We start from the raw sequence: 15,449 nt of genomic DNA, 5'->3' as shown, positions 1-15,449 counted from the left end.
ATACATATCCTTTTTTCACTAAATCTTCTGAATACTCTTTATTTGCTGAAAAAAACATATTTACATTAGCTCCATTTAAAATTTGCTTTTGAAGTGTTCCTGAACCACCAATATTATATTTCACCTGTATCCCTGTTTCTTTTGTAAAGTTTTCCCCTATTTTCTCCATTGGATCTTTTAAGCTTGCTGCAATACTTACTGTAATTTCTTTATTTTCTTCTTTTTTATTGCATCCAACTAAACTTATAACCACCCCTGTAAGAATTGCTATAGGAATAAGAAATTTTACTTTCTTGCGCATTCTCCTGTTCTTCCTTTCATAATGTCTATTCCATGCTTTAATTCTTCTATAAGATACTCCATAATTTCTCTACATGCCTTTGGACTTCCTGGCATATTCACTATTAAAGTTTCTTTTCTTATCCCTGCTGTTGCTCTTGAAAGCATAGCTCTTTTAGTTAATGTTAAGCTATACGCTCTTACTGCTTCTGGTATTCCAAGTGCTTCTCTTTCAATAACTTCTTTTGTAGCTTCTGGCGTTATATCTCTCTTGCTAAATCCAGTACCACCTGTAGTTAATACAAGCTCTATTTTTAAGTTATCTGCCATATTTATCATTTCATTTTTTAGCATTTCCTTATCATCTGGAAGCATAATATATTTTTCTACTTTAAAGTTATGCTCTTTTGCAATCTCCTCTATAACCTTTCCACTTAAATCTTCTCTTTTCCCTTGGTATCCTGAATCACTACTTGTGATTATTCCTAAAGTATACATTCTTTAAGCCTCCTTAAAATTTAGTATTTTTTCTGTTATTTTTTCGTAGTCATTTCTATTTACTACATCTATATCATCTATCTTAATCTCTATATCTGAAGCTACACAAATAAGCTTTTCTTTTTCACTTGTTATTTTAGTACTTAATTTTGAATTGAATACTTCAATTTTATAAAGGTCACTTTTCTTATAACCTTCAACTATAATAAAATCCTTATCACTAAAAAGCTTTATAGCCTCTTCTAAACTGAGCTCTTTTTCTATTGTCATTATAGTTCTATTTTTAGCCACCATACAAATCTCACTAGCACCAGCCTCTCTGTGTCTATATGTATCCTTACCTTTTTTATCCAAATCTATTTCATGACTATGATGCTTTATAGTTCCCACACTATATCCAAGTTTTTTAAGCTCTTTTATAATGCCTACTGTAAGCGTAGTTTTACCAACATTTGAACATTCACCCATTATATTTATTATTCTTATCATTTTACTCACCTATAATTAACTTATCATATTCTTCCACTGTATTTATATTTATAAAATTATTTTCATCATTTATTTCAATAAATTTTACATTTAACCCTTTTATAAACTTTATTAATCCATATTTTTCTTCATTTATACTTTTCTTTATTTTACCTAATATTTCTTTTTTATATACTCCACAAAAAGGTTCTATTTTTCCATTTACAATAGGAATTAGACACTCTTCTCTAAACTCTATACTTCCTATCCTATTTAAAATTTCTTTCTTTAAAAAAGGCATATCACAAGAAACAATTAATGCTTTTTCATCATTCATTTCTGATAAGACTGAATATAATCCCCCTATTGGTCCAATATTCTTTATTTTATCTTCAATTATTTTATATCCATTTATTTCTTCTTTTATTCTTTCATCATTGCAAGATATTAAAATCTCCTTAAAATCACTTAATGATTCAATTTCTCTATCTATAAATAATTTATTTTTATACTTTAAAAGGGCCTTTGGAGAGTAGTTCATCCTAGAACTCTCCCCCCCTGCTAAAATAACAGCTATACATTCTATCATCTTATTATATAAACCTCTTCACCTGACTTTAATACTTCTCCAGGCTTTACTTCTAATATACAATTACTATTTATCATTGTATGTACTTGCCCTGGACTTTGATACACGTTATTTATAGACACAAAACCTTCGTTATCCTTATAAGCTCTTAAAAATCTTCTTTTCTTCCCTTTTTTCTCAAAATTATCTTTTAAAATTGCCTTTTCATACTTTAACATATCCTCTTTAGAACCTATCATTTTTAAAATAGCATCTCTACATAAGAGCTCAAAAGTAGTTGCACTTGCCACTGGTGTTCCTGATAATCCTATATAAAGCTTCTCCCCTTTTTTTCCTACAAATAATGGTGAACCAGGTTTTATATCAACTTTCCAAAAAAGAATTTCATAACCTAAATCATGTACAACCTTTTGAACAATATCTTTCTCCCCAACTGATACCCCACCTGTAGATATTATAATATCTGTTTTCTCTTCTAACTCTCTTATTCCATTTCTTAAACTTTCTTCATTATCTAAAAGATTATTATATAAAATACCATCTAAATTCAATTCTTTTATTCTTGAAATTAAAAAGGCTCCATTACAATTAAATACTTTTCCATCTTTTAATTCTTCACCTGGATTCTGTATTTCATCACCTGTATTTATTAATCCAACCGTAGCTTTTTTATAAACCTTTATACTTTTTAAACCAAGGGCTGCAAGTGCCATCATTTCTGATGAAGTTATCTTTTTCCCTTTTTCTAAAATTTTATCACCCTTTTTAAAATCTTCACCTCTATAAATATAATTATCATATGGTTTATGTGCTTTAAAAATCTTAACTATTCCATTTTTCTCTTCTGTATCTTCTTGTCTAACTATACAGTTTAATACTTCTGGAATTTTAGCTCCTGTCATTATTCTAATACACTCACCTATTTTCACTTCTTTTACAGATACTTCTCCTGCAAAAATTTTATCTACCACTTTAAACTCTTTATAGCCTTCAAGCCCTTCAAGCTCTTCTCCTCTTATAGCATAACCATCTAAAGGTGACTTAGGAAATGGTGGATTATTTATTGGTGAATATACATCTTCAAATAAAGTTCTACCTAGTGTTTCAAATAAAGTTACTTCTTCAAAATCTTTCTCTTTTATATTTTCTAATATAATCTTTCTAGCGTCTTCTAAACTAATCACTTTTAAATACTCCTTTTTTTTATTAAAGCTGTATTACAAAATTGTGTAATACAGCTCTATTTTTTATTTAATCTTCTTCACATTTATTGTAACAAATTTATATGATGGTTCACCTGAATATGCATCAAACACTTCTTCAGTTAGCATATTTGTTTTCTCATAATGCATTGGTGCAAAAAGTTGATCTCTTTTTAATTTTGAATTTATTTTAGCTTTTATATTTATCTTATTTCCATTAGATGAACTTACCTCTATAAGTTCTCCATCTTCAATTCCTAAATCACTTGCTAAAATGTTACTAAGTTCTATATAAGCTTCCTCTGATACCATCTTCTTAACTACTGGAATTTCTCTAGTTCTTGTTTGTGTATGCCACTGTCCTATGCTTCCTCTTCCTGTATTAAGCATATATGGATACTCAGTAGTTTCTCTAATACTATTTTCCTTAACATCTTCATACATAAATTTCATTTTACCATTTGGACTATAAAATTTAAAATCTTCAAAAAGTCTTCTTTCATCTTTTAAATCTTTATCCCCTTCTTTAAATGGCCATTGAATTCCTTTACTTTCACGTAGCTTTTCATAAGTCACTCCTGTTATATCACAAGGCATTCCTTTTGAACATTTCTTTAAAAGTTCAAAAGCCCCTTCTGGAGTTTCCCATTCTTTCAACTCTTTTTCTCTTCCTAAAGCTTTTCCGATACCTAAGAAAATTTCATAATCTGTTTTTTCATTTTCTTTTCTACTTATTAAAGGAACTAGTGCTGAAAGTCTTCTTTCTGTATTTATTAAAACTCCTTCTTTCTTTATTGCAGGGATGGCTGGCAAGAAGAGATCTGCTTCTTTTGCTGTATCTGTATCACTATACAGGTCTTGAACTACTAAAAAGTCTAAATTCTCTACTGCTTTTTTAAACTCCTTATTATCTATCCATGAATCCATTGGATTAGTTGCTACAATCCATAATGCTTTTATTTTTCCGTTTAAAGCACCCTTAACTATTTCTGGATATGGAAGTGTTGCCCTTTTAGGAATATCTATATCTTCAATATTTAAAGCTTCACGTACAACTTTTCTATCATTTTCATTTCCATACTCACGTCCACCATAAAGACAAGTTGTATTGCTAAACATTCTTGAACCCATTGCATTACACTGTCCTGTTAATGAATTAGGTCCTGTTCCTTCTCTTCCTATATTTCCAGTCATTGCACAAATATTTATTATTGCTTCTGCTGTTCTTACTGCTTCATACCCTTGATTTACTCCCATAGTCCACCAAATTGAAACCCTTTTCCCTTCATGAATTATCTTTGCAAGTTCCATTACCCTTTCAGGACTGATCCCTGTCTTTTCTTGTACATTATCTAATGTATATTTTTTAACATGCTTTTTATACCCTTCAAAATCTTCTGTATGCCTCTCTATAAATTCCTTATCTATCCAATCATTTTCTATAAGAATATTTGATACGGTATATAAAAGTATTAAATCAGATTTTGGTTTTATATCATACCATTCATCCATTCCTTTTACAGTCTCTGACTCTCTTGGATCTATTGCTATTTTTTTTGCTGTAGTATTTTTTCTTATTCTTATCCATAAAACAGGATGTGCAACTGCTGGATTTGCTCCTATAAATATCATTGTATCTGAAAGTTCTAAATCTGCTAATGTATATGGAGGTGCATCAAATCCAAATGCTTGCTTATAAGCTACAACTGAAGTTGACATACATAATCTAGTATTTCCATCTCCCTCCATTTTCATAAATCCTCTTCCTACTAACCCAAGTAAAGCCATTTCTTCTATAGGTATCTGTCCTGTACTTATATAAGCTACACTTTCTTTTCCGTATTTCTTAGCGACATCATTCATTTTTTCTACAAACATATTAAAAGCTTTTTCCCAAGATATCTCTTCCATTTCACCTTTTTCATTTCGTAATAAAGGTAATCGTTGCTTCCCATATTCAGTACATTGTTTATCTAGGTTTGCACCTTTAATACATGCGGTTCCCTTATTAACCGGATATTCTTTTTCTCCACGTATTGCTATAATTTTATCTTCATCAATAGTAAAACTTAAATTACATCCTGTTGCACAGTAATTACAGACAGATTGTTTTATTTCCATATAGCACATCTCCTTTTTTCTTTTGTTATTTTAATTTTACTCTTTTTAATTTTAACAAAATGTGATTAACATCACATTATTTTATCGCTTTTTTCATAAATTATTCTCATTTGTGATATTCATCACATTTATTGCAACCTTCAATTGTTATAATTATAACAATTAGTAATGAAAGGACGTGTTTTATATGAATAATAACGAAACTACGCCAAAAGCTAGTACTACTGTAAAAGTTTTAGCAATCTGTGGTTTTATATTTTCATTGTTTATACTCTACTTAGTTAATATTCTTTAATTTATTTTTTTTGAGGTGATTTTTTTGGGAAACAAATTTTTTAAAACAAAACTACAAGATTATCCAATAGGATTTATCGGTACTATTCTTGGAGCAGTTACTTTAGCAAATGTTTTTTCTCTTCATGGATATCCTATGATTTTTGATATCTTCATATATGTAGGAATCTTTGCTTTAATCGTTTATTTATTTAAAGTTATTCTTTATCCAAAGGTTGTATGGGGCGAACTTAATAATACAATTTTAATGGCACTGTATCCTACAACAACCATGTTGCTTATGAACATTGGAGTATATTTTGCAAAATTTAATTATACTGTAGGTCGTTCAATTTGGCTTGCAGCACTTTTATTAAATGTGTTTTATGTAGTATTTTTCTTAATCAGACACGTTATTATGAAGTTTGATATTACTACAATACTTCCATGTTGGTATGTTCTTTTAGCCGGTATTTCTGTTTCATGTGTTACAAGTGAAGCTATGCATGCTAAAACTTTAGTTAGACCAATATTCTACTTTGTAGTTATTGCTGTTTTAACATCACTACCTGTTGTTATTTATAGATTAAAAACTGTGGCTGTTCCTGATGGACAATATCCTTTAATAGGCATATTTGCAGCTCCAGGTTCACTGATTACAATAAGTTATGTAACTTTATATAAAAACCCTAATGTTTATTTAGTTACTTTCTTCTTTGCTTTATCATTAGCTGCAGTAATTTTTGATTACTTAAATCTACCTAGAGTTATGTCATTAAAATTTGCTCCAACTTTTGCGGGATATACCTTCCCATTGGCCATTGCATTAGTGGCCGCAAATAAAGTATTTGGATATTTAACTAAATTTGGTTATCATGATTATGCTAGTATATTAAAATGGATCTGTGGTATTGAACTATTCATGACTACAGCAATAATTGGATTTATATTATTTAAATTTATCTTTGATTATTTCTTTAATATACCAAAAGCTAAATTTACAAAATAATAAAAAGAGTTATTACAGCATTTATGTAATAACTCTTTTTCATATCTAAAACCTTTTAAATAATTATAATTACGTAAAAAGTTTCGCTTCTTTTATAAAGACATTCATATTATTATTTATAAACTTATCTCTATGACAAATAAATAATAAATCCCTATGAATTTCTATATCTTGTATATTCATTTTCTTAAAAACTCCAAGCTTTAATTCTCGCTTTATACATCGTTCAGAAACACATCCAAAGCCCATCCCACTTTCTACACTTCTCTTTATAGCTTCAGTACTACCAAGTTCCATAGTAGGTATTAACTCAATATTTTTCTTAATAAAAACAGTTTCTATAGTTTCTCTAGTTCCACTTCCCTTTTCTCTCATTATTAAAGGAACTCCCTTTTTAAATTCTTCTTCTTTAATAACTCTATCTTTCTCAGAAATAAAAACTAATCTATCATCCCAAAATTTTTCTACATTTATTTCATCAGAATGAACATTACCTTCCACAAATGCAAAGTCAATTTCATTTCTTAAAATAAGTCCTTCTATGTTTTCTGTATTATCTATAATTAAAGAAATTTGTATATCCCTATATTTATTATTAAACTTTTTAATTATAGTTGGAAGTACATATATTCCAATAGTTGTACTTGCCCCTATTTTAATATCTCCACTACGACTTTCCTTTATACTTCTTATCTTATCTACACCCTCTTCATAAAGATTTAGAATCCTTCTTACATAATTTAAATAAACTTCACCTTCATTTGTAAGCTTTATTTTTTTCCCAATTCTATCAAATAATTTCACTTCAAGTTCTGCTTCTAACTCTTGAATTGCTTGACTTACAGATGGTTGACTAATATATAGCTTTCTTCCAACCTTTGTCATGTTAAGCTCCATTGCAGTTTCATAAAATATTCTAAGTTTCCTAAAATTCATAACATACAACTCCTTAAAAAAGGTAAGTACTTTAACCTACCTACCTTAATTATAACCTATTTATTTATTTTCTACATCTTCAAATTCAACATCAATTGCTTTTGATGTATCAAAATCATCACTTTCATCATCATTTTTGCTAGATTTATCTTCATATGTTGAATTATATATAGTTTCATCAGCCTTTTCTTTTTTACGAGATTTTCTAGTTTTAAATTTAAATATTCCCCAAATAATAAGTATTGCAACTATTATATAAGGAAGAGCTCCTAAAAGAAACTTTGTCATTAAAAAAACAACAAACAATGCTATTAATGTATATATCAAACCTTTAAAATTCATATTCATACTCTCATTCCTTTATTATGTAATCTCTTTCTTCCATTATACAATAAAATATATTCCAATAGAAGGATATATTCTTATTGTTTTTAACTATGTTATAAGTTATATAATACACCTTTATTCCTTTTGTCAAATATAAATTTTGAGTCTTCACCAAGAATCGCTTGCGATTCCTTCTACCAATTCTTCATTTTTAATTTTTAACTAAAAAGACTCATACATATAAATGTCACACGTATGAGTCTTCAATATTTCTATACTATTTTCTTTTTTCTTCTTGCTATAACTGGTAATATAAATCCAAGCCCTACTAGGATAAATGGTGTTACTACATTTAAAATAAGTTGGAACCACCATCCTGTTGAGTATTCTGCTACTCCTTGTGGTACCATTCCAAATATACAAGCAAATGCTGTAAATACAAAACACCATGCTCCTATTATGAAACCTAATTTGTTGTTCTTAACAAATTTATATTTTGAATCATATTTACCTACTGCTTTTTTAATTGCCATATATGCTAAGAATACCCATAAATATCTAAGTGGCATTACTACTGCATTTAATCTTAATAACCAGTTAAATAATTCATTTACATTTCCAATTCCAAGTGCTGGTACTATTATTAATATTCCAACTAGAACTGCTGTCATTATATAACCTTTTATTGGTGCACCATGTTTGTTTACTTTTGTTAAACCTTTTGGTACAAAATCATCATCTGTATCTGCAAGTAAAACCTTAAGTGGTGCATCTATTGAGAATATAAGTGCTGATACTTGTGCTAAAACATTTGCTATAGCATAAATTATCATTAATACATTTCCTACTCCATAGAACTCTCCAAGCTTTTGGAAGGCTAAATATTGACCATTCATCATAAGATCATTTGGAATATTATTAGCATCAAACATCATTCCCATTGCAACAGATCCTAAAATTGCTGTTACCCCAACCATAATTGCAAGTACAATCATTCCAAGAGGAAACTCTCTTGTAGGATTTTTAGTATTATTTACATATGGCGATATTTTCTCAGAACCACCTACTGCAAATACAAGCATTGATATAGTTGTTAAGTACATAAAGTTAAATTTAGGCATTACTGTATGTACAGTTACATCTGTTGTTGCTGGATGAATTCCTCTTATAAAAGGTGCTCCAAGCATTAATAAAATATATAAAATTCCCATTATAAATGTAGCTGTTCCTGCTATAGTTCCTATTTTCTTTAATGAATTCATTCCTTTTGATGCAATCCATAGGAAGAATAAAAATATTGCCAAAGAGAAAAGCTGTGCTATTAAAGGATTTAAACTACTATAAAAAGTACCATCTCCTTTAAATACCCATCCAAGTGCTACTAAAACGTACTGTGGTTTTTGTGCTAGGTAAGGAACATGTACAACCCAGTATGTCCACCCTGCAAAATACGCAAGTCTTTTATTAGTTGTATTCCCAATCCAACTACTTACTCCACCTTTACTATCTTTAAATACAGAACCTAACTCCCCCACCATTAATGCATACGGTATAAAGTATAGTGCTATAATTAAAATCCAAGATACTATAACTTGTAGCCCTTGATTTGCAAAGTTATTAACAACATTTCCAAAACCAAATACCATTACGAAGGCCATAAATGCTAAGTTATACCACCTAAGCTTCTTATCTTCATTCTCTACCATAATATTTCTCTCACTTTCTTTCGTTTTCAAATTTTTACAACATTATAATTGTATCAATATTCACAATTTTCGACAATATTTTGTTAATTTAAATAAATATTTTTTTCATTTTTGAATTTTTTTAATCTTTTTTCTTTTTTTGATTAAAAAAAAGTACATTTTTTTATTATAATTGTAATTAAGAAAGAAAGTTTTTTAACAATTTTTAGATAAAAAAAGCTTAAAGTAATTTCTACTTTAAGCTTTTATTTACTTAACAAAGAATTTCAATATAAATATTACACCTATTATAACTGTCGTCCATGTAACTTGTTTTATCTTTCCTGTTCCAACTTTTAAAACTATATATGATATTATTCCAAATACTATTCCATCTGAAATACTATATGAAAAAGGCATCATTATTATAGTTAAAAATGCTGGAATTGCTTCTGTAAAATCTTCTAAGTTTATTTCTTTAATTGGCTCTATCATAAAAAGTCCAACTAAAATTAATGTTGGGGCTGTAACAGCTGATGTTATAACTCCAAAAATAGGAAAGAAGAATAATGCTATTATAAACATTACTGCTGTAGTTACAGCTGTAAGTCCTGTTCTTCCACCTTCTGCAACACCTGATGCACTTTCTACAAATGTACTAACAGTACTTGTACCAATACATGCTCCGAAAGTTGTTCCTATGGCATCTGATAAAAGTGCTTTCTTAACATTTGGAACATTTCCATTTTCATCAAGCATCTTTGCCTTTGTTGCCACTCCAACTAAAGTTCCTATAGTATCAAATAAATCCATAAATAATAATGTGAATAATACTACTACCATATTCCATGATAATACATCATGCCATTGAAAATTAAAAAGACTATGAGCAATTGATGGTGGTGCACTTATTATATGAGTTGGAACTTTTGTTATACCAAATGGAATACCAATTACTGCCGTTAAAAGGATTCCTATAAATAATCCACCCTTTACTTTTCTTGCTAAAAGAATCCCTGTTATTAAAAGTCCTATTATAGCTAAAAGTGCTGGCCCTTTCACCATATTTCCTAAAGATAATATAGTTCCTCCATCTTTAGGGTGAACTATTATTCCTGCACCTTCAAGCCCTATTAAAGCTATAAAAAGTCCAATACCTACTGAAATCGCTTTTTTTATACAATTAGGTATTGAGTTTACTATAGCTTCTCTTACATTAAATAATGTTAAAAGAATAAATATAATTCCTTCTAAAAAAACTGCTGTAAGGGCAAATTCATAAGAATATCCCATTTGCAATACAATAGTATATGCAAAAAATGCATTTAATCCCATTCCTGGTGCTTGCGCAAAAGGAAGCTTTGCATATATACCCATTATTAGAGTTGCAACTATTGCAGCTATTGCAGTTGATGTAAATACAGCTCCGCTATTCATACCTGCTGCTGAAAGTATTGCTGGATTTACTACAAGTATGTATGCCATTGTCATAAATGTAGTTACACCTGCTAAAACTTCTGTCTTAGTATTAGAACCACTTTTACTAATTCCAAAGTAATTGTCTAAAAATCCGTTTCCTTTTAAAATCTTTTTCATTTAATCACTCTTTCAATTTAAATTACTCATTTATAATAAACTATTTTTAGACATTTTTCTACATATTTACGAATGTTTTTTTGTTTTTTATTAATATTTTTCACTTTAAATTAAAATTTCATAGAACTTGTAGGTATATTTACAAATCTAATATACGGAATATTATTTTATTGTAAGCTTAACTTTTTCTACTCTTCTATCACTTATTTCTATCCCCTCTAATATAAATCCATCTTTTTCTATTAATATATCCATATGATCTTCTGGAATCTCACCTATTACTGTAACTAAATATCCATTTAAAGTATCATAATCTCCTTCTTCTAGATTAAATTTAAAATTTTCATTAAAGTCATTTATAGTCAAACGTCCACTTAAAATATAATGTTTTGAGTCAATTTTTCTTATCATAGGTTCTTCTAAATCATATTCATCTTCAATATTCCCCATAATCTCTTCTATTAAATCCTCCATTGTTGCAATTCCTGATACTCCACCATATTCATCAATAAGTATTGCCATATGATTCCTTGTTCTTTTAAGTTCTTTAAATAATTCATTTGTTTTTTTAGTTTCAGGAAAAAATTTAGGTGTATGTAATATTTTCTCTATATCTAAGTTTTCAAACCCCTTATTTCTAGCTTCTACTAATAAATCTTTTAAATAAAGAATTCCTACAATATTATCTATTTCTTCTTTATATACTGGTATTCTTGAATATTTAAGAGTTAAAATACTATCCATATAATTTTCTACATCTTCATCTAAACTTATCATACAAGTATCTTTTCTAGATGTCATAATCTCTTTAGCCATCTTATCATTAAACTCAAACACATTGTCAATCATGTCTCTTTCTTCTTCTTTAATAGTTCCATACTCTTCTCCCTCTGAAAGCATAGCTCTTATCTCTTCTTCTGAAACTTTCTCTTCAATTCCATTTTGATTATTCCCTGTTACCATTAATACAAGTGTGGTTGAGAGAGATAAAATCTTTATAAAAGGTTTAGCTATTATAGATACAAAATATATTACCTTTACAGTTGCCATAGCTGTCTTCTCTGACTTTTTTAATGCTATTCTTTTTGGTACAAGTTCCCCAAAAACAAGTGTTATATAAGATAAAATAACAGTTACTCCTATTAAAGATATTTGATGTACATAAGGTATATTATAATTTGACAAAGAATTTCCTATAGCTGTTGAAACTCCTGTTGCTGCTGATGCACTTGAAAAGAAGCTTGCAAGTGTAATTCCAACTTGAATAGTTGCAAAGAAATTACTTGGCTCAAGCATTAACTTCTCTAATAATTTTGCTTTCTTATTACCATCTTCACTAAGCATTCTTATCTTAGTTTTATTTACTGATACAATAGCCATTTCAGCTGCTGAAAAAAATGCATTTACTCCAGTTAATATTAAAATCAAAATTAAATCCGGCACTATATTAACAAAATTCATAAGTTTTTCTCCTTAACGTATATTTAATATAAGCTTAGTATATACAACATTTATCTTATTTAAACTTCACAAAACCCTAATACATATAAATAACTATTAGTGATATAATTATCTTAAAATTAAAATTTTTAGGAGGTATTTCTATGACAAATGGAAATTGGAGTTTAAATGAGCTTTATACTGGTTTTGATTCAAAAGAATTTAAAGCTGATTTAAATTTATTTAATGAAAAAATTAATGGATATAAAGATTTAGTAGATTCTTTAATATCTAATACTGACAAAAAAGCTAGCCTTGAAAATTATATAGTTTTAACTAATGAATTTAAGGAATTAGCTAATAAGTTACTTATGTACTCTAACTTAGTTATAAGTGTTAATACTAAGGATACTGTAGGACTTAAAACAATAGAAATATTAGAGCAAAAATTAGCTTCAATTGCTGATTCAGAAGCTAAGCTTTACAAATGGATTGGAAGTATAGAAAATTTAGATCAAATTATAGCTTCTTCTTCATTATTAACTCAACACAAATTCCACTTAAATGAAATAAAAGAACAAAGTACTCATCTTTTAAGTAATAAAGAAGAACTATTAATTGCTCAACTTAAAGGTTCTGGTTCATCAGCTTGGACAAAACTAAAAGATTTAGAAACATCGTCTCTTCTTATTGATTATAATGGAGAAAATTTACCTTTAAGTGTTATTAGAAATATGGCTTTTGACTCTTCTGAAGAAGTAAGGAAAAATGCTTATTTAGCTGAACTTGAAGGATATAAAAAAATTGAAAACTCAGTTGCAGCCTGCTTAAATGGAGTTAAAGGTGAAGTTATAACAGTATCCAAATTAAGAGGATATGAAAGTCCACTACAAGAAACAGTTGTAAATTCAAGATTAGATATGGATTCTCTAAATGCAATGCTCCAAGCTATGAAAGAAAGCTTCCCTATATTTAGAAAATATTATAAAAGAAAAGCTGAAATTTTAGGAAATAAAAATGGTTTACCTTTCTATAATCTGTTCGCACCAATAGTAGATTCAGACCAAAAATTCACTTTTGAAGAAGCAAGAAGCTTTATTATAGAAAATTTCTCATCATTTTCTGAAAAGCTTGGAAGCTTCGCTAAGAATGCTATTGATAGTAATTGGGTCGATGTCTATCCTAAAGAAGGAAAAGTTGGTGGAGCTTTCTGTGAAAATCTTCATATGATTGGTGAAAGCCGTATTATGCTTAACTTTGGAGAGACTTTAAGTGATGTTATAACACTAGCTCATGAACTTGGACATGGATATCATGGTGATTGTCTTTTAAATGAAACTTCAATAAATTCAGATTATCCTATGCCTATAGCTGAAACTGCTTCAACTTTCTGTGAAACAATAGTTAAAAAAGCTGCAGTTAAAAATGCTTCTCCCAAAAATGCTTTAGCTATATTAGAAACTGAAATATCAGATTGTGGTCAGATCATAATCGATATAATGAGTAGATTCTTATTTGAAAAAGAAGTATTTGAAAAACGTGCTGAAGCTTCATTAAGTTCAGATGAATTAAAGGAAATAATGATAAAAGCACAAAAAGAAACTTATGGTGATGGGTTAGATAATGAATATCTTCATCCATATATGTGGACTTGTAAACCACATTACTACTATGCAGAAGCAAACTTCTATAACTTCCCATATGCTTTTGGACTTCTATTCTCAAAAGGTTTATATGCTGAATACTTAAAACGTGGTAATGAGTTTGTAAAATCTTATGATGAACTTTTAAGTGTAACAGGCAAAATGAAACTTGCTGATGTAACTAAACTTATGAATATTGATATTACTTCTATTGATTTTTGGAGAAATTCTTTAAAAATTATAGAAGAAGATATAGAAAAATTTATTGAACTTAGTTATAAATAAGATTTAATAAAAAAAACTCGCCTAAGCGAGTTTTTTATTTAAACAAATATTATTTGTTCATTGCTTCTTCTACAGCAACAGCTACAGCAACAGTAGCTCCTACCATTGGATTATTACCCATTCCGATAAGACCCATCATTTCAACGTGAGCTGGAACTGATGATGATCCTGCGAATTGTGCATCTGAGTGCATTCTTCCCATTGTATCAGTCATACCATATGAAGCAGGACCTGCTGCCATATTATCTGGATGAAGAGTTCTTCCTGTTCCACCACCTGATGCTACTGAGAAGTATTTTTTACCTTCATTAACACATTCTTTTTTGTAAGTTCCAGCAACTGGATGTTGGAATCTTGTTGGGTTTGTTGAGTTACCAGTGATTGATACGTCAACACCTTCAGCATGCATTATTGCAACACCTTCTCTAACATCGTTAGCACCGTAACATTTAACTTTTGCTCTATCTCCAGTTGAGTAAGCTTTTTCTCTAACTACTTTTAATTCTGAAGTGTAGAAATCAAACTCAGTTTGAACATATGTGAATCCATTAATTCTTGATATGATTTGAGCCGCATCTTTTCCTAATCCGTTTAAGATTACTCTTAATGGCTCTTTTCTTACTTTGTTTGCTTTTTCAGCTATTTTAATAGCTCCTTCAGCAGCCGCGAAACTTTCGTGTCCTGCTAAGAAAGCAAAACATTTAGTATCTTCTCTTAAAAGCATAGCTCCTAAGTTTCCGTGTCCTAAACCAACTTTTCTGTCATCAGCAACAGATCCTGGGATACAGAATGCTTGTAACCCTTCTCCGATAGCTTCAGCAGCGTCAGCAGCTTTAGTACATCCTTTTTTAATAGCTATAGCAGCACCTAAAGTGTATGCCCATCCAGCATTTTCAAATGCGATTGGCTGAGTTTCTTTAACTATAGTGTATGGGTCAATCCCAACTTCATCACATACTGCTTTAGCATCTTCTATTTTGTCCATCCCATATTTCTTAAGAACAGGAACGATTTGGTCTATTCTTCTTTCATAACTTTCAAATAATGCCATGATTAAATTCCTCCTTACAATCTCAATTTAAATTATTCGTGTCTTGG

At 29.2% G+C, this 15,449-nt stretch carries 14 protein-coding genes; 2 read left to right on the top strand and 12 right to left on the bottom strand.

What is annotated here, in order from left to right:
* The 6 genes from modA to ACRDDY_RS03025 form a co-directional block, all read right to left on the bottom strand.
* Positions 1-301, bottom strand: a 301-nt coding sequence (modA, locus tag ACRDDY_RS03050) for a molybdate ABC transporter substrate-binding protein (RefSeq protein WP_438563494.1), incomplete at its 3' end; no start/stop codon positions are given.
* Positions 286-777: a MogA/MoaB family molybdenum cofactor biosynthesis protein gene (locus ACRDDY_RS03045; protein WP_438563493.1), complete on the bottom strand. Its 492-nt coding sequence runs from the start codon at positions 775-777 to the stop codon at positions 286-288. The genes ACRDDY_RS03045 and modA, both read right to left, overlap by 16 nt.
* Before the next feature lie 3 nt (positions 778-780).
* On the bottom strand, positions 781-1,266 hold the full coding sequence (mobB, locus tag ACRDDY_RS03040) for a molybdopterin-guanine dinucleotide biosynthesis protein B (RefSeq protein WP_438563492.1): 486 nt from the start codon (positions 1,264-1,266) through the stop codon (positions 781-783).
* A 1-nt stretch (position 1,267) separates the two neighbouring features.
* Positions 1,268-1,834, bottom strand: a complete 567-nt coding sequence (locus tag ACRDDY_RS03035) for a molybdenum cofactor guanylyltransferase (protein ID WP_438563491.1) — start codon at positions 1,832-1,834, stop codon at positions 1,268-1,270.
* A complete protein-coding gene (locus ACRDDY_RS03030) occupies positions 1,831-3,018 on the bottom strand; it encodes a molybdopterin molybdotransferase MoeA (RefSeq protein WP_438563490.1) in 1,188 nt (395 codons plus the stop codon). The genes ACRDDY_RS03035 and ACRDDY_RS03030 overlap by 4 nt, the downstream gene beginning before the upstream one ends.
* A 63-nt stretch (positions 3,019-3,081) precedes the next feature.
* Positions 3,082-5,157, bottom strand: coding sequence for a molybdopterin oxidoreductase family protein (locus tag ACRDDY_RS03025; RefSeq protein ID WP_438563489.1), 2,076 nt, complete (start codon positions 5,155-5,157; stop codon positions 3,082-3,084).
* A 319-nt stretch (positions 5,158-5,476) separates the two neighbouring features.
* Here ACRDDY_RS03025 and ACRDDY_RS03020 point away from each other — a divergent pair, with 319 nt between their 5' ends.
* A complete protein-coding gene (locus ACRDDY_RS03020; RefSeq protein ID WP_438563488.1) occupies positions 5,477-6,439 on the top strand; it encodes a TDT family transporter in 963 nt (320 codons plus the stop codon).
* Between the two features lie 69 nt (positions 6,440-6,508).
* Here ACRDDY_RS03020 and ACRDDY_RS03015 read toward each other — a convergent pair whose 3' ends face one another.
* From ACRDDY_RS03015 to ACRDDY_RS02995, 5 genes are all read right to left on the bottom strand, one after another.
* The gene (locus tag ACRDDY_RS03015) at positions 6,509-7,375 is read right to left on the bottom strand and encodes a LysR family transcriptional regulator (RefSeq protein ID WP_438563487.1); all 867 of its coding nucleotides are present in this window, start codon (positions 7,373-7,375) and stop codon (positions 6,509-6,511) included.
* Positions 7,376-7,435: 60 nt separating this feature from the next.
* Entirely contained in the window at positions 7,436-7,717 is a 282-nt protein-coding gene (locus ACRDDY_RS03010; protein ID WP_438563486.1) for a hypothetical protein, read from the bottom strand.
* 257 nt (positions 7,718-7,974) lie between these two features.
* Entirely contained in the window at positions 7,975-9,408 is a 1,434-nt protein-coding gene (locus ACRDDY_RS03005; RefSeq protein ID WP_438563485.1) for an amino acid permease, read from the bottom strand.
* A 249-nt stretch (positions 9,409-9,657) separates the two neighbouring features.
* Complete coding sequence (locus ACRDDY_RS03000; protein WP_438563484.1) at positions 9,658-10,983, bottom strand: NCS2 family permease; 1,326 nt, start codon at positions 10,981-10,983, stop codon at positions 9,658-9,660.
* A 162-nt stretch (positions 10,984-11,145) separates the two neighbouring features.
* Positions 11,146-12,444 (bottom strand): hemolysin family protein, encoded by a 1,299-nt coding sequence (locus ACRDDY_RS02995; protein ID WP_438563483.1) that lies wholly within the window; start codon positions 12,442-12,444, stop codon positions 11,146-11,148.
* A gap of 143 nt (positions 12,445-12,587) precedes the next feature.
* On the opposite strand from ACRDDY_RS02995, the gene ACRDDY_RS02990 reads away from it, so the two are divergent.
* Positions 12,588-14,351: a M3 family oligoendopeptidase gene (locus ACRDDY_RS02990; protein ID WP_438563482.1), complete on the top strand. Its 1,764-nt coding sequence runs from the start codon at positions 12,588-12,590 to the stop codon at positions 14,349-14,351.
* A gap of 49 nt (positions 14,352-14,400) precedes the next feature.
* On the opposite strand, the gene ACRDDY_RS02985 is transcribed toward ACRDDY_RS02990, so the two are convergent.
* Positions 14,401-15,402 carry a GGGtGRT protein gene (locus tag ACRDDY_RS02985; RefSeq protein WP_438563481.1) on the bottom strand — a complete coding sequence of 334 codons (1,002 nt, stop codon included), beginning with the start codon at positions 15,400-15,402 and terminating at the stop codon, positions 14,401-14,403.
* Between the last annotated feature and the right edge of the window lie 47 nt (positions 15,403-15,449).

Source organism: Clostridium sp. (assembly GCF_051656525.1).
GTDB lineage: Bacteria > Bacillota > Clostridia > Clostridiales > Clostridiaceae > Clostridium.
The sequence above is the reverse complement of the archived record's forward strand: the minus strand, read 5'-3'. Positions and strand labels throughout refer to the sequence as shown.